This is a genomic window from Methyloligella halotolerans (assembly GCF_001708935.1).
Classification (GTDB): Bacteria; Pseudomonadota; Alphaproteobacteria; order Rhizobiales; family Methyloligellaceae; genus Methyloligella; species Methyloligella halotolerans.
Window position 1 is genome coordinate 191072 of record NZ_MASI01000003.1, and the last position, 18465, is coordinate 209536.

19 protein-coding genes, 1 tRNA gene and 2 pseudogenes are annotated in these 18465 nt (G+C 63.2%); 14 read left to right on the plus strand and 8 right to left on the minus strand.

Going from position 1 to position 18465, the window contains the following annotated elements; all coding sequences use genetic code 11:
- The first annotated feature begins 123 nt into the window (after positions 1–123).
- The 3 genes from A7A08_RS07270 to A7A08_RS07280 all read left to right on the plus strand — a co-directional run bounded on the left by A7A08_RS07270 (position 124) and on the right by A7A08_RS07280 (position 1775).
- Positions 124–198, plus strand: a tRNA-Val gene (locus A7A08_RS07270).
- A gap of 417 nt (positions 199–615) precedes the next feature.
- Positions 616–1350 carry a TIGR02587 family membrane protein gene (locus A7A08_RS07275; RefSeq protein WP_083226546.1) on the plus strand — a complete coding sequence of 245 codons (735 nt, stop codon included), beginning with the start codon at positions 616–618 and terminating at the stop codon, positions 1348–1350.
- A complete protein-coding gene (locus A7A08_RS07280) occupies positions 1350–1775 on the plus strand; it encodes a hypothetical protein (RefSeq protein WP_069094846.1) in 426 nt (141 codons plus the stop codon). Before A7A08_RS07275 ends, A7A08_RS07280 begins: the two co-directional genes overlap by 1 nt.
- Before the next feature lie 25 nt (positions 1776–1800).
- On the opposite strand, the gene A7A08_RS07285 is transcribed toward A7A08_RS07280, so the two are convergent.
- A complete protein-coding gene (locus tag A7A08_RS07285) occupies positions 1801–2220 on the minus strand; it encodes an ion channel (protein ID WP_069094847.1) in 420 nt (139 codons plus the stop codon).
- 261 nt (positions 2221–2481) lie between these two features.
- Between A7A08_RS07285 and ykgO the strand changes: the two genes are divergently transcribed.
- The 8 genes from ykgO (at position 2482) to A7A08_RS07325 (ending at position 7364) form a co-directional block, all read left to right on the plus strand.
- Entirely contained in the window at positions 2482–2607 is a 126-nt protein-coding gene (gene ykgO, locus A7A08_RS07290; protein WP_069094848.1) for a type B 50S ribosomal protein L36, read from the plus strand.
- Positions 2608–2743: 136 nt separating this feature from the next.
- Complete coding sequence (locus tag A7A08_RS15525; RefSeq protein WP_083226547.1) at positions 2744–3652, plus strand: tetratricopeptide repeat protein; 909 nt, start codon at positions 2744–2746, stop codon at positions 3650–3652.
- Positions 3653–3886: 234 nt separating this feature from the next.
- Positions 3887–4207, plus strand: a complete 321-nt coding sequence (locus A7A08_RS07300) for a hypothetical protein (RefSeq protein WP_069094850.1) — start codon at positions 3887–3889, stop codon at positions 4205–4207.
- Positions 4208–4212: 5 nt separating this feature from the next.
- On the plus strand, positions 4213–4608 hold the full coding sequence (locus A7A08_RS07305) for a hypothetical protein (protein WP_069094851.1): 396 nt from the start codon (positions 4213–4215) through the stop codon (positions 4606–4608).
- 10 nt (positions 4609–4618) lie between these two features.
- Complete coding sequence (locus A7A08_RS07310; RefSeq protein WP_069094852.1) at positions 4619–4801, plus strand: hypothetical protein; 183 nt, start codon at positions 4619–4621, stop codon at positions 4799–4801.
- Positions 4798–6192 (plus strand): APC family permease, encoded by a 1395-nt coding sequence (locus tag A7A08_RS07315; protein ID WP_069094853.1) that lies wholly within the window; start codon positions 4798–4800, stop codon positions 6190–6192. The genes A7A08_RS07310 and A7A08_RS07315 overlap by 4 nt, the downstream gene beginning before the upstream one ends.
- Before the next feature lie 112 nt (positions 6193–6304).
- Positions 6305–7054, plus strand: coding sequence for a hypothetical protein (locus A7A08_RS07320; protein ID WP_069094854.1), 750 nt, complete (start codon positions 6305–6307; stop codon positions 7052–7054).
- Positions 7023–7364, plus strand: coding sequence for a hypothetical protein (locus tag A7A08_RS07325; protein WP_069094855.1), 342 nt, complete (start codon positions 7023–7025; stop codon positions 7362–7364). The genes A7A08_RS07320 and A7A08_RS07325 overlap by 32 nt, the downstream gene beginning before the upstream one ends.
- Before the next feature lie 46 nt (positions 7365–7410).
- Here A7A08_RS07325 and pyk read toward each other — a convergent pair whose 3' ends face one another.
- Together pyk and A7A08_RS07335 are read right to left on the minus strand one after the other, a co-directional pair.
- Positions 7411–8847: a pyruvate kinase gene (gene pyk / locus A7A08_RS07330; RefSeq protein WP_069094856.1), complete on the minus strand. Its 1437-nt coding sequence runs from the start codon at positions 8845–8847 to the stop codon at positions 7411–7413.
- A complete protein-coding gene (locus A7A08_RS07335) occupies positions 8844–9284 on the minus strand; it encodes a DUF1036 domain-containing protein (protein ID WP_425349004.1) in 441 nt (146 codons plus the stop codon). Before A7A08_RS07335 ends, pyk begins: the two co-directional genes overlap by 4 nt.
- Before the next feature lie 286 nt (positions 9285–9570).
- On the opposite strand from A7A08_RS07335, the gene A7A08_RS07340 reads away from it, so the two are divergent.
- Both A7A08_RS07340 and A7A08_RS07345 read left to right on the plus strand, forming a co-directional pair.
- On the plus strand, positions 9571–10734 hold the full coding sequence (locus A7A08_RS07340; protein ID WP_069094858.1) for a DUF1244 domain-containing protein: 1164 nt from the start codon (positions 9571–9573) through the stop codon (positions 10732–10734).
- A 154-nt stretch (positions 10735–10888) separates the two neighbouring features.
- A complete protein-coding gene (locus A7A08_RS07345; protein ID WP_069094859.1) occupies positions 10889–11164 on the plus strand; it encodes a DUF2312 domain-containing protein in 276 nt (91 codons plus the stop codon).
- A 16-nt stretch (positions 11165–11180) separates the two neighbouring features.
- On the opposite strand, the gene A7A08_RS07350 is transcribed toward A7A08_RS07345, so the two are convergent.
- The 5 genes and pseudogenes from A7A08_RS07350 to A7A08_RS07365 all read right to left on the minus strand — a co-directional run bounded on the left by A7A08_RS07350 (position 11181) and on the right by A7A08_RS07365 (position 16208).
- Complete coding sequence (locus A7A08_RS07350; RefSeq protein ID WP_069094860.1) at positions 11181–12554, minus strand: peptidoglycan L,D-endopeptidase MepK; 1374 nt, start codon at positions 12552–12554, stop codon at positions 11181–11183.
- A gap of 271 nt (positions 12555–12825) precedes the next feature.
- Positions 12826–13626, minus strand: a complete 801-nt coding sequence (locus A7A08_RS07355) for a L,D-transpeptidase family protein (RefSeq protein WP_069094861.1) — start codon at positions 13624–13626, stop codon at positions 12826–12828.
- A gap of 78 nt (positions 13627–13704) precedes the next feature.
- Positions 13705–14004, minus strand: a pseudogene (locus A7A08_RS17585) (hypothetical protein); the annotation flags it as partial.
- Positions 13935–14549: pseudogene (locus A7A08_RS17590) on the minus strand (L,D-transpeptidase scaffold domain-containing protein); the annotation flags it as partial. The pseudogenes A7A08_RS17590 and A7A08_RS17585, both read right to left, overlap by 70 nt.
- A 156-nt stretch (positions 14550–14705) precedes the next feature.
- Positions 14706–16208, minus strand: coding sequence for a sigma-54-dependent transcriptional regulator (locus A7A08_RS07365; protein WP_069094863.1), 1503 nt, complete (start codon positions 16206–16208; stop codon positions 14706–14708).
- A gap of 313 nt (positions 16209–16521) precedes the next feature.
- On the opposite strand from A7A08_RS07365, the gene A7A08_RS07370 reads away from it, so the two are divergent.
- Positions 16522–18393, plus strand: coding sequence for a M3 family oligoendopeptidase (locus A7A08_RS07370; RefSeq protein WP_069094864.1), 1872 nt, complete (start codon positions 16522–16524; stop codon positions 18391–18393).
- The last annotated feature ends 72 nt before the right edge of the window (positions 18394–18465 follow it).

Genomic DNA, 18465 nt, shown 5'->3' on the forward strand with positions numbered 1-18465 from the left:
GGCAAAGGCGTCAGGACGGGTCTGCCTGCCGATTTTGGGGTCGAATTCGCGAGGGGCGAAAAGAGCCGGTTGCCTTCGGCACCGTTCAACCGATATAGAAGCCGTCCCGAACCTGTATCGGACGGGCGGTTAGCTCAGCGGTAGAGCACTACGTTGACATCGTAGGGGTCACTGGTTCGATCCCAGTACCGCCCACCATTTCCTCACATAAAAAGTCCTCCGGCGTTTCGAGAGGCCTCGTTCGCGAACATAGATCGCGCGCAGCGGCTCCGCTTGTCGGCCGGCAGCCGCCGGCCAAAGCATAGGGCGTTGCGGCCGCGTGCGCGGACACAAGCGGGAAGGGGTCGCGTGTCGCTATTGCATCCGGCGAACGTAATGCCCGGGAATTGTGTTGAGGCACTGAGGTTTTAGGTGAAACTGGCCGGCCGTACGGCTTTTGGGCGATTCGTGGTGGCGGGGGCACCCCTCCGAACCCAGCGATGGAAGGGCAGATCGATTGGCAAGCCGCAGCGAGGGAATCGAGTCACGCGAAGAGGAGCCGGATGACGGCTCGGCGCGGGAGTTCCTGGTCGGACTCGGCCGTGCGTTCGCGGGCGCCTGATCTTCTCCGTCCCCATGCTCATGACCATGGAGATGTGGTGGCTCGGCTTCACCGTCGAGCCGTTCCGCCTCGCCTTGCTGCTCTTCGTTCTGGTGCCGATGCTCACCGGGCTTTCGCGGCTGGGCGGTTTCCGCAACAACCTGCATATTCTCGACGACGTCGCCGACAGCCTCGTGGCCATCGCGGTGGCCACGATCTCCGCGGTGATCGTGCTCGCGCTGTTCAACCTCATCACATTGGAGATGCCGGTGCGCGAGGTGATGGGCAAGATCGCGGTGCAGATGTTTCCGGCGGCCATCGGCGCCATCCTGGCGCAGAATCAGCTCGGCGGCGGGGTACGCGACAAGATGGAGGAGGTGGAATCGTCCTATTGGGGCGAGCTCTTGATCCTCGCCGTCGGCGCTCTCTTTCTATCGCTGAATATCGCGCCGACGGAGGAGGTGGAACTGATCGCCTACCAGATGTCTGTCTGGCATGTGGTCATCATCGTGGTGCTTTCGATCGCTCTGCTCCACGCCATCGTCTACATGGTCGAATTCACCGGCACCGAAGTCCGGGTCGAGTCGTTCCTCAGCGTCTTCGTGCGGTTCACGGTGGTGGGTTACGCCGTGGTCGCCCTGGTCAATCTCTATCTTCTATGGACCTTCGGCCGGACCGACGGGCTTTCGCTCCATGAGATCATGAGCCTCGTCGCCGTCATCAGCTTTCCAGGCGCGATCGGCGCCGCATTTGCACGGTTGATCCTCTAATGGCTCGCAAGCAATCCGCAACCAAGCAGCCCGCTACGCAGCAGCCCACCGGAACGTCCTATCTGGAATGGGCGGTCGCGGCGGTCGGGACTGTGCTGGTCGCCGCCGCCATCGCCTATCTCGTCTGGTACGGCATCGCCCGTCCGGACGGTCCGCCCGAGCTTGCGATCCGGCAGCTGTCGGAGATCCAAAAGATCAGGGACGGCTATTTGGTGGAGGTCGAGGTCGAGAATTACGGGCATTCGACGGCGGCTGCCGTGGAGATCTCCGGGACCCTGGAGCAGGGCGGCACGGATGTGGAGGACAGCAGCGCGACGATCGACTACGTGCCGCAACAATCGACGCGCCAAGCCTTCTTCCAGTTCAGCGAGAACCCGGCCGACTACACGCTGAAGCTCCGCGTGAAAGGCATGGCCAAGCCCTAGGGCCGACCATGCGCAATCTCCGGGTCTACGCGCGCCACGTCGCCTTGAAAGAAGAGTAGACGAAGGTCGCCGACCAGGTCAGGGCCATGAAGCCCGCAAGGCCCTCGAAGACGCTGATCAGCCGGAGGTCGCCCTGGGGCGTCGCATCGGCGAAGCCGAGGGTCGTGTAGGCGGAACTCGAGAAATAGAGCAGGTCGATCGCATCGGCGTCCGCCTTGGCGAAATGTCCCCAGCCGCCCTGGTCGATCAGCAGGGCGAGCAGCAGCGCGTAGCCGACGATATGGAGAAGATGGGCGCTTACCAAGAGCATGAGCATCAGAAGCGAGCGCCGGTGATTGTCGGCATCGTCGCTCGGGGTGATGGCCGCCAAGCCCCACAGGGTCCAGTAATGCGCCGACAGGACCACCACTAAAGCTCCGATGGCGACGATGACCGTTACCCACATAATGCCTCTCGCTGACTTCCGTGTTTCTCCATGACCAAAGGGGACGGAACACCGTTGCGGCGGTGCCCCGGACCCTGAACGAGGTCCCGGCCTGGTTGTTCCAAGGCCGAAAAGACGACCGCCTGAGCCGAAAAGCCGCCGATTGGCCAGCCTGACCCGTTGACAGGGCGGGCCGGGCTTTTTATGTTCCGCCGCTCAAGCGCCGGGCGAAGAGCCTTCGGCGCTTTTCCTATTGTTCAAAACCGCGGACTGCTTCGGGTCATGAAGATCAAGAATTCCATCCGATCCTTGCGTAAGCGCCACCGGGCCAATCGTGTGGTGCGCCGCCGCGGCCGCCTGTACGTGATCAACAAGATCAACCGGCGGTTCAAAGCGCGCCAGGGCTAGAGCGCGTCCACAGCTTTTCCCGACCAGACAATTCGCTGCTCGGCTAAGGCTTTGAGCGCGATGCTTCGCATGTGCGTTGGAGTGTCGTCAGATTTTGCTTTGACGGACTCCGGCGCGCAAGCCTACGCTATCGCTCATGGGCATTTGTAGGTGGGGGGCGCCGCTCTCCTGGGTGGCTCTCCAGGGCACTATTGCCGGTTTCGTATCGCTGGGGTGCATCGCCGCCGCCGGTCCAGCCAACGCGGTCTCCGCGCCGGCTCTTCGATCTCCCGACATTCAAGCTTCAACGTCTTCGCCGCGCCGGATCAATGTGACGCCGGGGCCGCTCGCCGTGCTCGGTCCGGGGGAACCCGGCTGGGGGGTGGAGGAAGCGCCGGTCGCCGAACGCAGCGCCGACGATCCCCTCATGCCGACACCCGACCGCGCACCCTTTCCGGTTCCCGGAGCGGAAGCAGGACAACCGCCTGGACCAGGGCGGGGCGGCTTGCCCGGTGCCGGACCGTCCGCCTCGGGCGGGCCTGGCGGTATCGATACCGACGCCGTCTTCGCGAACCCGCAGGCGCGCGCGCAGATGCTGGATCAGCTTTACGATGCGCTGAGCAACAGTCCGGACGCCCAGGCCGCATCGCGGGTACAGGACGCCATCAAGACGATCTGGCAGCGCACGGGCAGCCCGACAGTCGATCTCCTGCTGCAGCGGGCCATGACGATCGGACAGGAGGGCGATTACGAGCTTTCGCTGGAGATCCTCAACGCCGCCATCTCGCTCTCGCCCGATACGGCGGAGACCTGGCATCAGCGGGCCATGGTCCATTTCCTGCGGGAAGAGAACTCCAAGGCGTTGTCCGATCTGCGGCGTACGCTCGCTCTGGACCCTAAGCATTACGAGGCCATCGTCGGCCTGGGCCGTGTGCTGGAGCATCTCGGCCAGAAGGAGTCGGCGCTCGCCGTGTATCGGCGGGCTCTCCAGGTCAATCCTTATCTCGAAGCGGCACGACTTGCGGTTGAGGACCTCTCCCGCGAGATCGAGGGGCAGGATATCTGATCCCGGCTGCCGGGCACGCCTCCCTGCCACGCCAAGTCCGGCTAACATCCCGTCACACTTGCAAATTCACCGCCTAAAATCCGGGCGCAATTGCTTGCTTTGTAGACAAGTTATGCCTAACGGCGCTGCAATTCCTGGTTCCTATTGACATGTTGAGGAATGTCAGGAAATAATATTTCCTCCTGGGAAAGCTAAAAATAAATCGCCTGGGAGCGCACCAAGGGAGGAAATACCATGAGCCGCACCACATCGGAGCGGATCGATACCCTATTCAGGATCGACAAGATATGTGCCATTGGCTTCGTCGTCGTTCTGTGGGCATCGGTCATCTACGTGTTCGTGTCCGTCTCGCCATTCGTTGACGACATGAACGTCAAGATCGCAATCGGCGCCGCCGGCGCCGCTGTGCTGATCTTCAATACCGCCTCGATCTTCGCGATGCTTCGGCACTACGCCGATGACAAGGAAGACATCTACGGCATCGACATCCGCCACAAAGACGCTCTCGTCGCTCTCAAGAAGAGCGGCCGTCTCGACCGTCAGCTCGCGGAGTAATCACAATGGCAAAAGCATATCTTCCGCCGAAGCAGACAGGCATCGGCCAATTCGTCGACTCCATCTTTCTGATCGTCCTGGTCTACGGGTGCTTGATGCTCCCGCTGCTGTTCAATTTCGGCGGTGGCGAAAGCGCGGCCGAGGCGCCGGCTGAAAAGACCGAGATCACCTGGCAATCGCTTCAGCAGAACGAAGTGATGCAAGCGCAATGGGAAAAGCTGGGCTACAGCCCGGAGGAGGCCGCGGAGCTCATCAACGCACGCTTCGATTACTCCATCGAGCCGATCTCGCTGGGCGTCACAGCCCTCGTGATCCTCGGCTATTTCCTGTTCGTCCTGAAATACTCCGAGAAGGAGTACCGGGACGTCATCGCCGAGCGCTTCGGCCGGACACAGAAATAGGGGGGATGAAATGAGTATTTGGACAATCGCCAGCTACGCGGCCTGGGCCATCTCCGCCCTGCTGCTCGGCTGGATGCTATTCGATCTCATCCGGGTCGGCGCGGTCTACGGCGAAGACTTCCTGATGAGTGCCCGCGAGGGCGAGGACGAACTTCTGCAGGAAGCGGAAGAAGAGGAAGGGGGCCGTAAATGAGCACGGCAGCTACAGCTGAATCCGGGAAGGATCGCCTCTTTCTCCTCAAGGTACTCGGCCCCATCCATGTGTGGGCGCTGGGTGTCGGTATCGTTCTGGTCGGCGAGTATATGGGCTGGAACTTCTCTGTCGCGAAGGGCGGGGCGCTCGGCTCGCTGATCGCCTGCTGGGTCATCGGACTGCTTTACACCTGCGTCGCGATGATCGACTCCGAAGTCACCTCGACGGTGGCGGCGGCCGGCGGTCAGTACACCCAAGCCAAGCACATCATCGGGCCGCTGATGGCCTTCAATGTGGGTCTGTATCTGGTGATGGCCTACACCATGCTGGAGGCGGCGGATGCGCTGATCGTGGGCGACCTGCTCACACAGCTCGCCGAGGAAAGCGGGGTGACGGACTTCAACGCTCAAGCGTTCGTGGTTCTGACAATCGCCATCCTGGCCTTCATGAACTATCGCGGCGTGTTGATGACCCTCTCGGTCAACTTCCTGATCACCGCGGTGGCGTTCATCGCGATCATTGTGATGTTCTTCGGCATTTCGCCGTGGAACGAAGGGGTGACGATCTTCCATGGGGATCTGCTGACAGGGCTTCCCTACGGCTGGATCGGCGTGGTCGCCGCTCTGCAGTTTGGCATGTGGTACTACCTCGGTATCGAGGGCACCTGCCAGGCTGCGGAGGAAGTGCGCAGCGCGGGACGTTCGATCCCGCTCGGCACGATGTGCGGCATGATCACCCTTCTGATCGCGGCCTCGCTCACCTGGTTCATGGCCTCCGGCCTGCTGCCTTGGGAGTATCTCGGCCAGGCGATGGTGCCGCTCTACGACACCGCCCGCATGACCGGCAGCCCGATGCTTCAGACGCTGCTCTTCGTGGGCACGCTGTTTGCAGCGGTCGCTTCGGCCAATGGCTGCATCAACGACGCGTCGCGCGCCTGGTTCTCCATGGGCCGTGACCGCTACATGCCGACTTGGTTCGGTGCGGTGCATCCGCGCTACCGCACGCCGTTCCGGTCCATCGTGTTCCTGATCCCGATCGCGGTGTCCTTCGCGTTCACCGGACTTCTGGACCAGGTGATCACCTTCTCGATCCTGTCGGGTCTGCTGGGCTACACGTTCATGTCCATCAACGTGATCAAGTTCCGGCGGAAATGGCCCCTCGGGGTTATCGACCGCGGCTACGTCCATCCGTTCCATCCGCTACCGGCGCTGATGTTGCTGACGCTTTGCACGGCAACCTACTTCGCCACGTATCTCGGATACGGACCGCAGCTTCTGTCGATCATGGTGTTCTACATCATCGCGTCCATCTGGTTCGCACTGCACCGCTACAAGTACGTGGCGCGTGGCGACCAGTTCACGATGACGTGGCCACGTCCGGCGGGGTACTAACGGCGAACCCCGCTGGATTTCCGGCGGCGGCCGCTTTTCCTCCAAGCCCTTCCAGGGGGAAAAGCGGTTCGCCTGCCGGGTTTCCGGCGAACGACACCATGGGTGGTCCCAGATGGCTTATTTGATTGCAGCTTTGATGGTGGCGGTCCTCGCCTGGATCCATGTCCGCGAGAAGCGGGCGACGGGGCAGCGGCGAAGCGCGACCTTGAACGATTGCGCCGAGGTTCTCGCGGGGGAGGTCCGGGGCCGGTATCAGCAGGACGGATTTCCGGTCCTCACCGGTCAATATGCGGGCAAGGATGCGGTGCTGCGTGCAACCGTCGACACGCTGATCCCCCGGAAGCTTCCATCGCTCTGGCTTGAGGTCTCCATCCTCACGCCGATCCCATACACCGCGCGGCTGAGCTATCTGCTGCGGCCGGTGAACACGGAATTCTTTTCGCCCTCTTCCCGGCTCGCAAGGCGGCTGGACATCCCGGCGGACTGGCCGCAAGAGGCGGCCATGCTCCGGACCGACGAGGAGGGCACTGTGCCCTCCCTGAAGGCGCTCGCGGGGCCGCTGCGGCAGCTCTGCGCCGACCGCCGGGTCAAGGAGGTGGTGGTGACACCGCGGGGCGTCCGCATCATCTATCTGGCCGACGAGGGTGAGCGAGGAACGTATCTCCTGCTGCGCCAGGCCCGGTTCGATCCCGAACCGATCGACGGGGCGTTGGCGAGATCGCTGCTTGAAAGTGCGCTCGGACTTGCGGAAACCCTGTGTGCGGCCCAGCAGCAGGCCCCTTCGAAGCCAGACCTCCGAGTGATCCGTACGAACGGACGGAAAGGACGTTATGAGCAAGAAAGCATCGCCCTCGAAGCCTGAGAAGGTTTCGATGCCTCTGCATCCCTATCTCGTGATGGCGGTGGCTATCGTGCTGCCGGGCGTCGGACAGCTTCTGAACAACCAGCAGCAGCGCGCCCTCGTCTTCCTGTTCTTCATGATCCTGCTGGGCATGGTCACCATGCATACGGCGTCGCCGGACGCGTCGTTCATCGGCCGCTATGCGGGCGGCTTGGCGATCTATTCGCTGTCGGTGCTGGATGCCTATCGCTGGGCACGGCTTCGCTGGGAGATCGCGCGGAAAGAGCAGCGCGATCGCGCACCGGACGCGTCGGCTCAGACGGCGGCGTAGTTTCTAGCGTCTCGAAAGGCGCTAACCGGTCGTCGTCGCCGGCCGGTTAAGCCTGCTCGTGGGAACCGTCGCCGACCCGGGCGATGCGCAGCATATTGGTGCCGCCCGATTTGCCGAAGGGCAGGCCGGCAGAGATGATGATCTGGTCGTCGTCCTGGGCGAACTCTTCCTCGAGCGCGATACGACACGCCTTGGCGACCATGTCGTCGACGCTTTCCGGGTCACCCGTAAGCACGCAATGCAGACCCCATACGATCGCCAGCTTGCGACCCGTGGCCGGGACCGGCGTCAGGGCGACGATGGGCTGGGGCGGCCGCTCGCGCGCGGCCCGGATGCTCGACTGGCCCGAAGAGGTGTAGCAGACGATGGCCGCCAGATTCAGGGTGTTGGCGACGGTGCGTGCGGCCGCGGAGACGGCGTCGATGCCAGTGGCCTCGCGATAGATGTTCTGGGCGTGAATGATCGCCTCGTAGAGGGGATCGCGCTCCACCTCGACGGCGACCCGGTCCATGGTGGCGACAGCTTCGGTCGGAAACTTGCCGACGGCGGATTCAGCCGAGAGCATCACCGCATCGGCGCCTTCGAACACCGCGGTGGCGACGTCGGAGACCTCGGCGCGGGTCGGGACCGGCGAGGAGATCATGGATTCCAGCATCTGAGTGGCGACCACCACAGGCTTGCCGGCGTTGCGTGCGGCGCGGGTGATCTGCTTTTGCAGGCCCGGCACCTTTTCAACGGGCATTTCGACGCCCAGATCGCCGCGGGCGACCATGATGCCGTCTGCGAGCTTCATGATGTCGGCGAGCTCGTGAACGGCGGATGGCTTTTCGATCTTCGCCATCACGGCCGCGCGGCCGGCAACCAACTTCTGAGCTTCGGCCACGTCTTCGGCGCGCTGGACGAAGGACAAAGCAATCCAGTCGACGCCGGTTGAGCAGGCCGCCTCCAGGTCTGCGTAATCCTTCTCCGTCATGGCGCTGACGGGCAGAACCGTGTCGGGAAGGCTGACGCCTTTGCGGCTGCCCAGGGAGCCGCCGACGATGACCTCGGCGTCGATGCGGACGTCGCTGGCATCGACCACGCTCAGGCGCAGCTTGCCGTCGTCGAGAAGCAGGGTGTGGCCGGGTTCGATGGCCTCGAAGATCTCGGGATGGGGCAGGTGGATGCGCCCCGATCCGTCGGTCACCTCGCGGCGCACGAAGCTGACCACGTCGCCCTCGGTCAGGCGCATGGCGCCGGATTCGAACTTGCCCACGCGCAGCTTCGGCCCCTGCAGATCGGCGAGGATGCCGATCGGGCGCTGATAGTCCTGCTCGATCTCCCGGATCATGGCCTGGGTCTCAGCCATGCTCTCATGGCTGGTGTGGCTCATGTTGATGCGGAAAACATCCGCACCCGCCTCGAAGAGGGCAGCCAACGTCGCTCTGTTGTTTGATGCGGGTCCGAGTGTGGCGACGATCTTGACCCTACGATTCCGCCTCATTGTCCGTCGTCTTCAGCGCCGGGGTCGGTGAGGCGGATCGTCCAATCGCGCTCCTCACCGGTATCTACTTCGAAGAAGCCGGTTTGCTTGTAACCGCGCTTCACGCAATTTTTCGTATCGCGAATGGTGAAGGCCTTGTCGTCGGTGCACATGGAGACGCTGCCGGCCCATTCGCCGCCGCGGTCGTAATCGACGGCGTGGAGATAATAGTACCGGGCGATGAGGACGCCTTTGAGAAGGGTCTCGCAGGTATGGGCGGCGACGTTCCACCAGCCTTCCGTGGCCCAGCCTTCCTTGTCCTTGTAGCCGATGGCCACACCGACGCGGCTCGTCGTGGTGTTGCAGAGCTTGAGGTCGGCATGCGCGGCCGTGCCTGCGGCAAGGAGCGGCACGGCGAGTATGAAACTGAAGAGAAGGCGAATCAGTTGTCTCCTCACGCGCCCGGCGCCATTGGCCGGGGTCCGCATCGTTTTGGAAGCGACAGTCAAGTCTGAGCCTTTGGTCACGAATGGATTGATGGTACCGAACGGGTGCGTTTCTATCATCGGCGCGCCGGATTATAAGAGTAATTCACGCCTGCAAAAAACCCGCCGCGCGACGGCTGGGAGAATGGGTCGCAACGCACCCGCCCCCCAATTCCTACTCATCGTCTTGTATAGGGGCTGAGGCTTTAACGGAAGGGCTTCGCGCCGGAAGTCCGTAAAGAGCACTAAGAGGCATTCAGTGGAGCAACGGGTCCCCAAACCGCACCCAACCGAATCGCAGGACGAATCCTACCAGTTCATCGATGGCGATCTGTCCCGCGGTCTGATCATCCTGTGCGATCACGCGGAGAATACGATCCCCGAGCGATTCGCTCAGCTCGGCCTCGAAGACGAGATCCTGCGCCGGCATATCGCCTACGATCCCGGCGCCAAGGGCGTGGCGACGCGGCTCGCAGAGCTTCTGGGCGCGCCGGCGCTGCTGACGCGCTTTTCCCGGCTGCTGATCGACCCCAATCGCGGGCCGCGGGATCCCACCCAGATCATGCAGATCTCCGACAGCGTGATCGTGCCCGGCAATATCGGCCTGACACCGGAGCAGCGCGCGGAGCGGCAAGACACATTCTACAGGCCGTATCACGAGGCGATCGATGCGCTGATCGATCAGGGCACCGAGGCCGGCCGGGTTCCGGCACTGCTCGCCATTCACAGCTTCACCCCAGCCTGGAAGGGCGTGCCGCGTCCGTGGCATGCGACGGTGCTATGGGACAAGGACGGCCGGCTGCCGCAGCCGCTGCTCGCGGGACTGACGGCGGAGGAGGACATCGTCTCCGGTGAGAACGTGCCCTATAGCGGCGAGCTGGAAGGGGACACCCTGAACCGCCACGGCACGCGGCGGGGGGTTGCCCACGCGCTCATCGAGTTGCGTCAGGATCTGCTCGGCACCGATCAGCAGCAAGAGGAATGGGCAGAGCGCCTGGCGCGGATCGTTCGCTCCGTGATGGAGAATCCGGCCGTTGCCGAATCGCTCGGTCAGCGCATCTACACGGGCGGCGCAAAGGATCGGATCGAAGGACAGCCTGCGCCCGGGAAGACGGGTGGCAGCGGCGGCGTGGAGACCGAAGAGGCAAGAGCATCGGGGAGCGATGGCCAGACCGGGATCGGCGAGGCGCTCCGCACCGAGCTAGAGGCGGCGACCTTCCGGCGGCTGCGGGACCATCTCCGCGAGCGCACGGACGTCCAGAACATCGACATGATGGACCTTGCCGGCTTTTGCCGGAACTGTCTGTCGCGCTGGTATATGGAGGCGGCGGCAGCCGAGGGCGTCGGCCTTTCAAAGGACGAGGCGCGGGAGATCGTCTACGGCATAGCCTATGAGGAGTGGAAGACGAAATATCAGAAGTAAGCGTCTGATATAGATACTCTTTTCTCGTTCTGCGCGAGGACCTTTGGATAGCTTGGATTACCCCGTCAGGATGCTTGCGGGCCCGAAGCGCCAGCGCCTAAGCTCACCGCTCGATTCGCTTTCATCACCCTATTCAGTTCAGTGAGGTCCAGACGTGTCGCTTCATTCCTCAGCCAAAGACCAGCTCCACACGATCGTCGCCCGCATCGAGCGCCTGGAAGAGGAGAAGGCGGCGCTGGCCGCCGATCTGAAGGAGGTCTATGCCGAGGCCAAGGCCAACGGCTTCGACACCAAGGCGCTGAAATCCGTGATCCGGATCCGCAAGCAGGACGAGGAGAAGCGGAAGGAAGAGGAAGCGGTGCTGACGACCTATCTCCACGCGCTGGGGATGGCTGACGACGGCGCCGAGGACGAGGTGGCTGCCGCGTAACAGCGGCCTATCCGGCTTAGCGCGAGGCTAGCCTGGTCTCGCTGTTGCCGGGCAGTGCGGCGTAGAGGCTTCGCACGGCGGCACCGTCGAAATGGTCGCTTAGAGCGAGGCTCATCACCCGGCCTGTCTCACGCAATTGAAGCGGGGTCGGGATCGTCATCTCCTCGAAGACGAAATCCAGGTCGCTCTGGCGCGGATGGACCAGCGGCGCGATGTCTGGATCGTAGCCGACGGGACGATCGCTCATCAGCATTGCCACATTGTATTGGGCGTAGATCAGCGTCTCGTCGGGGTGCTCTTCGTCCTGCAGGTTCGCGCTCATCACCTCGGTCTTCCGATAGGTGCTGCTGTCGTTGGAGCTCGCGATGGGCTTCGGAGCAGGGGCGGGCCGCGGGGTGGGCGTGGGGACAAGGTTCGATGAGAACGACGGTGTACCGCCGAGGCTCGCCATGGCAAAGGGGCTGGCGGGCTTCCGGTTCGGCAGAGGTGCGGACGCCATGGCCGAGGCGGGCTGTTCAGGCTTCGCGGTCTCGTCGGCCTGGCCGAGGCTCATGGGCCGGTAATTCACGTTGGTCGCGGCAAGCAGCGGGTTGTTCGGCTGAGTGTTGCCGGCGCTCGCCAGCTGGTTCGAGAGCTCGCGGAAGGGAGCGGGCGTCGGAAGCGGCGGCGGCTCGACGGAGGCGACAGCAACGGTGGCCGGGGCGCTGGGGCGTCCGCGCAGGATATCGGCAGCGGTCTGATACTTCCCGCTGGAGGCGGCGCTGCGGTAATCGGCCTGGGTGATGCGGCGGCCGTCGCTCGGGATGTAATCGGTCTTGCCGTCCGGGAAGAGGGCTGCGAGTTCCATATGGGGAATGCGCGGCCACATGCGGACCCGGCCCGTATCGACATGCACGAAGGGAACGCCGGAGTTCGGATAATACCCCACACCGCCGAATTCCTGGATCAGCGCCAGATTGCGCAGCTTCTTCACCGGCACGCCGGGAATATGGATATCGGCGGCCTTGCCGAGAATGTGCTGGCTGTACTTGGCTTGTCCGCCGCCGGCGGCGCGCAGCTTGCTGTTCGTCTTCTGGGAGCGATAGCCGGAAATCAGGTGGATCGGTTCGGTGGCACCGAGTTGGGTGTAGATGCGCCAGATCAGGTCGATCAGCTCCGGATCCATCTTGGTCTGATCCTTGACGCGCCAATCGCCCATGAAGGCGTTGAGCTTGTTCATGGCGGCGGGCACGAAGCGATCGTTCACCTTGTAGGTGACGGTCAGGTATTCCTTGGTATGGATATTATAGAAGCGGAGGGTTCGCGCCGTTGAATTGGCGTTGGCGGCGGGGGCATAGAGGTCCGGCGTCACCAGGAGAACGGCAAGTAGCCCCATGAAAATGGCGCGCACAGCATTTCTGGTCGGAAGAAATCCGCGTCTTTGCATTCCACCCCTACGCAGCTACTAGACCAAGGCCGAACATCGCTTTGGCTGCGGCCTCCCTCATCCCCGTTTCGTCCGCCCAGCTGGGCTTGCGAGACAGCGAGTCTTCTTCGACCGCGGTTAATGGGAAGTATTGAGCGGAAATTTTGCGCAAAAGAGGGCGAAAAAGTTAACGCCGCCAGCACGTTACTGCTGACGGCGTTAACCATGGTCGAGTTGTGGGGTTCTTGACTGCGCCTTAGAGGTGCAGAGCGCTCTCCATCCGGCGGTCGTGACCGTAGATGTCGCCATACCGCTTGATGCTGCCATCTGGCCCGGCCCAGGCCGTGAAGTAGGTGATGTAGACCGGGATGTGGCGCTTGAGGGCGACACCGGAATCGTGACCTGTGCGGATCATCGAATCGACCCGGCCCTTGGTCCAGTTCTGGTCGTGGCCCAGGAGCACAGCGGCGAGCTGATCCGGGTTCTGGATGCGCATGCAGCCATGGCTTTCAGCACGAACCGTGTTGTTGAACAGGTAGCGCTGCGGCGTGTCGTGCATGTAGACGTCGTGCTTGTTCGGGAAGAGGAACTTCACGACACCCAGCACATTGTCCGGGCCCGGGGGCTGCCGGAAGGCGATCGTGCGCACATCCACCTGATCCCACGGAATGGACTGAGGATTGACCTCGCGGCCCTTATAGCTGACGCGCAGGTTATGACGCTCGATCACAGAGGTGTCCCAACCCGTCGGCGCGCTGAACCAGCCACCGCTGGCCCGGCGGATATAGGGGCGGATCTCTCCGGTCTTGATCGAGTTCGGCACGTGCCAGGACGGCTGGAAAACGATGGTCTCCATCTCGTCCGAGAAGACCGGCGTCGCCGTGCCCGGCTTGCCCACGACCGCCTTGGCGGAATGGATGACCTTGCGATCCTCGACGACGCGGAGCTTGAACTCCGGAATGTTCACGCGGACGTAGTAGTCGCCGAGATAGTTCGGCAGCCAGCGCCAGCGTTCCATGTTCACGAGGATCAGCTTGATCTGATCTTGATTGCCCATCTGGGCCGGACCGCCATTGAGCACGCGGCGGGTGCCGGGGCCGACGAGACCGTCGGTTGCAATGCCGTGGGCCTGCTGGAAGGCCACGACCGCATCCTGGACGTCCTTGTCGAACAGCTCGGGATCGCCGCCAGGGCCTCCATCGCCGTATTCCTCGGGCGCGGCGCTGACCTCAAGACGCTTGCGGAGCAGGCGAACCTGAGGGTGCTTGACGCCAAGACGAAGGGTCGGGCCGGCCGGAATGACGACCTTGGGCTCTTCTTCCTTCTCGTCCCCACCGCGCAGCTTCGCCAGACGCGGCGCAGGGCCTCGAACTGGGGCTGATCGGGCTGGAAGCTCCGGAGATAGCCGGCCGGGTCGGACCGGAAAGAAATGGATTCGATCACTTCCAGCGGCTCAGGCAGCCGCAGGTCGGGATCGAGATAGCCGCTGACCTGGCGGGGCACGATACGGCCGCCGCGGGCGTCATGGGCATAGCGGGCCACGGCGAAGCTGATCTGGATTTCCGCGTCGGCCAGGCGCTTGGAGGCTGCCGCGGGGTCCTGCTTGAAGCTCGCCGGATCGAAATCGGAAAGATCGGGCACCGCGTAATCGGCGGAGCGCAGACCGTAGCTATCGGCCTTCTGCAGCTCGGCGATCACCTTCTTGGCGCGATCGGTCAGCCCCTTCTCGCTCACCCAGAGGGGCTTGTTCTCGGGCAGCGAGTAGAATTCCACAAGAGCGCCATGCTCCTGCTTGCGCGTCTCGGTCGCGCTGGTAAAACTCTCGGAAAGCTGCTCCTGGATGCTGATGCGGATCGCTTCGTCGCGACCGATCAGCGCCGACGGACCATCGGGTTCCGCGGCAAATGCCGGAAGGCTCGACGCCGCCGCAATTGGCGCGAGCAATGAAAGTCCGACAGCAATCGAATAAATAGGCCTCATAATCCCTGCTCCCTAGCCGGACAACGCGGTACGATTCGGCAAGGTCTGGAACGTAGCTTGGCCCCCCGCGGAAAACCAGAGGCCGGGCCGATTCCGGCCCGGTTTCAGGTCCTTTTTTCGACGACTGTTGCTTTCCTGCAAAGTCGTGATCGCAAATTAGCCAATTCGCGCTTCGAGGCCGATCTCCCGCATCTTGCGGTACAGTGTCGAGCGTCCGATGCCCAGTTTCTTGGCAATTTCCGTCATGCGTCCGCGATAACGGCCGAACGCCAGGCGGATCATATCGGCTTCGATGGCCTCAAGGGGCCGGATATCGCCGGAATCGGAGAGCGCCGGGATGCCAACCGCGTCCCGTCCATTGCCGGCCGGAATATGGATGGTGGCCGGGGTGCGTCCGGAATCGCCGAGGACGACGGGGCCTTCGATCTGCGGGGGCTTCTTCGGCGCCGGCGCGGGCGGCACGGTCACAGAATATCCCTCAACATGAGCGGCGATCTGGGGGAACTCGTTCACGCCTACCGTGTCGCCGTCGGCCAGGACCACGGCGCGGAACATGGCGTTCTCGAGCTGGCGGATATTGCCCGGCCAGCTATAGCGCGAGAGCATCGAGATCGCCTCGGGCTCGAGGCCGTCGATCTGCTTGCTCTCCTCGCTGGCGAAACGTGCCGCGAAATGGCGTGCGAGCTCGGGGACGTCTTCCAGGCGTTCGCGCAGGGGCGGCACCCAGATGGGGAAGACGTTGAGGCGGTAATACAGATCTTCCCGGAAACGGCCCTCCTGGACCAGCTTGATGAGGTCCTGGTTGGTGGCGGAGATCAGGCGGATATCGACCTTCACCGGCTGCTTGCCGCCGACGGGATCGATCTCGCCTTCCTGAAGGGCGCGGAGCAGCTTCACCTGGGCTTCCAGGGGCAGTTCGCCGATCTCGTCGAGGAAGAGGGTGCCGCCATCGGCTTCCTGGAACTTGCCGATGCGCTTCTCGGTGGCGCCGGTGAAGGCGCCCTTCTCGTGGCCGAAGAGGATGCTCTCGACCAGATTTTCCGGGATCGCGCCGCAGTTCACGGTCACGAAAGGCTTGCCGGCGCGATCGCTTTCGCCCTGGATGGCCCGGGCGACCAGCTCCTTGCCGACGCCGCTTTCGCCTTCGATCAGGACGGGAATCTGAGAGTTTGCCGCGCGCTTGCCGAGCTCGACCACGCGGGCCATGGTCTCGCTGCCGGCGATCAGGTCGTCGAAAGAGAGCTCGCCGCCATGACTTGCCTTCATGCGGGTCAATTCGCCCTGAAGGGCCTCGATGCGAAGCGCGTTCTTAATGGAAACCTCCAGCCGTTCGGGGCTCACTGGCTTCACGACGAAATCGGCGGCGCCGGCCCGCATGGCGGAAATGGCGGCGTCGATGGATCCGTGAGCGGTCTGCACGATGGCAGGCGGCTTCTTCGGCAACGTCTTGATGGCGGCAAGGACGGCCATACCGTCGGTGCCGGGCATCACGAGGTCGAGGAGAAGGAGTTGAATGTCCTGACCCTCGGCCTGGAGTATTTCCAGAGCCTGGTCACCGCTTTCAGCGGAGACGACGCTATAACCGAACCGCTTGATCGTCTCCTCGAGGATACGACGCTGCGCAGGGTCGTCATCGACGACCAGAACCCGTTTAGCCATGACGCAAGACTCGCTACGATTACGCACAATACAAAACACGCGGAGCGGCCGCCGGGCGGGTCAATTACTTCGACCCTTAGGCGCTGTTCCTGACGGCAAAATCTGCGCCGGAAGGGTAAATATCCTCTTTATGGGGGTTCGATTTTGGGGAAGCGATGCTTCGATGCCACTTGATGGGGGTGGAAAGCGCCTTCAAATCCACCATTTTCTAAGGTGAGTTCGCTCAGCGGCGGGATGGACAAAACCCGTCTTTAGGCCGTAAGTGGCGCCAAATCCGATTCCCGTATCCTCTGTTTTTCGCGAGATCCCCACCATGCAAGCTGCCAAATTTTCCAGTCCCGGAACCCCATGTTTTTCGGCCGCCGGCGGCGCGACCGCGGCGGAGGTCACGAGCACGTTGGGCGATCTGCCGGAATGGAAGCTGGAGGATCTCTATCCCTCGCCGGAGGCCCCAGAGCTGGAAGCCGATCTCGGACGGGCGGAGAAGCTCGCCGACGCCATGCAGGAGAGCTATGCCGGCAAGCTTTCGGCGATCGCGACACAGAGCGGCGGCGATCTCGCCACGGCGGTGCAGGAGTTCGAGACGCTGAGCGACCTGTTGGGCCGGGTGATCTCCTATGCCAGCCTGCGCTACGCGGCCGACACGTCGGACCCGGCGCGGCAGAAATTCTTCGGCGATATCCAGGAGCGGGTCACCACGATCAGCTCGAAGCTGATCTTCTTCCCGCTGGAGCTGAACCGGGTCGATGACGGGATGATGGAGCGCGCCATGGAGGCGCCGGAACTCGCCCATTACAGGCCCTGGATCGACGACCTGCGCCAGGAGAAACCCTATCAGCTCGAGGACAAGCTGGAGCAGTTGTTCCACGAGAAGGCCGTGTCCGGGCGGGGCGCCTGGAACCGGCTGTTCAACGAGACGCTGGCCCAGATGCGCTTCGAGGTGGATGGGGAAGCGTTGAGCCTCGAGCCGGCCATCAACCTCTTGCTGGATTCCGACGAGGAGAAGCGGAGAAAATCGGCCCAGGCCCTGGGCAAGGAGTTCAAGGAGAACCTCCACCTCTTCACCATCATCACCAACACGCTGGCCAAGGACAAGGAAATCTCCGACCGCTGGCGCGGCTTCGAGGATGTGGCGGACTCCCGCCATCTGGCGAACCGGGTGGAGCGCGAGGTCGTCGATGCGCTGGTGCAGGCGGTGCGGGACAAGTATCCCTCGATCTCCCACCGCTACTACAAGATGAAGGCCAGGTGGCTGGGCAAGGACAAGCTCATGTACTGGGACCGCAACGCCCCGGTGGTGAAGGAACCCGCCCAGACAATCGGCTGGGATCAGGCCCGCAATACGGTGCTTTCGGCCTACGGCAATTTCTCTCCGCGCATGGCGGACATCGCCCAGGACTTCTTCGACAAGGGCTGGATCGACGCCCCGGCGCGCCAGGGCAAGCAGCCGGGCGCCTTCTCGCACCCTACGGTGCCGAGCGCGCATCCCTACGTGCTGCTGAACTATCTCGGCAAGCCGCGCGACGTGATGACCCTGGCCCACGAGCTGGGCCATGGCGTGCATCAGGTGCTGGCGAACGGGCAGGGGCCGCTGATGGCGCCGACGCCGCTAACCCTGGCCGAGACCGCTAGCGTGTTCGGCGAGATGCTCACCTTCCGGCAGCTTCTGGACAATGCGCCTTCGGCCGCGGAGCGCCGGGCCATGCTGGCACTGAAGGTGGAGGACATGATCAACACGGTCGTCCGCCAGATCGCGTTCTACTGGTTCGAGCGGAAGATCCACACGGAACGGCGTCAGGGCGAGCTGACCTCGGAGCAGCTCTGCGAGATGTGGATGGACGTGCAGCGGGAGAGCCTGGGCCCGGCCATCGAGCTCGACGAAGGCTACGAAACCTTCTGGTGCTACATCCCCCACTTCATCCACTCGCCGTTCTACGTCTACGCCTATGCGTTCGGCGACTGCCTTGTGAACTCGCTCTACGCGGTCTACGAGAAGTCTGACGAAGGGTTTGCCGAGCGTTATCTGGATATGCTGGCGGCCGGCGGGTCGAAGCATCACAAGGAGCTTCTGGCGCCGTTCGGCCTCGATGCGACGGAGCCGGGCTTCTGGTCCATGGGCCTCAACGTGATCGAAGGGCTGATCGACGAGCTCGAAGCCATGGATGCGGAGGCCGGCGCCGTTTGATCCGTCCGGCTGAGACGCGCCTTCGGCAGGCCTCTTGCGAGGAGGCGGGATGATCACCCTGATGCCGATGCT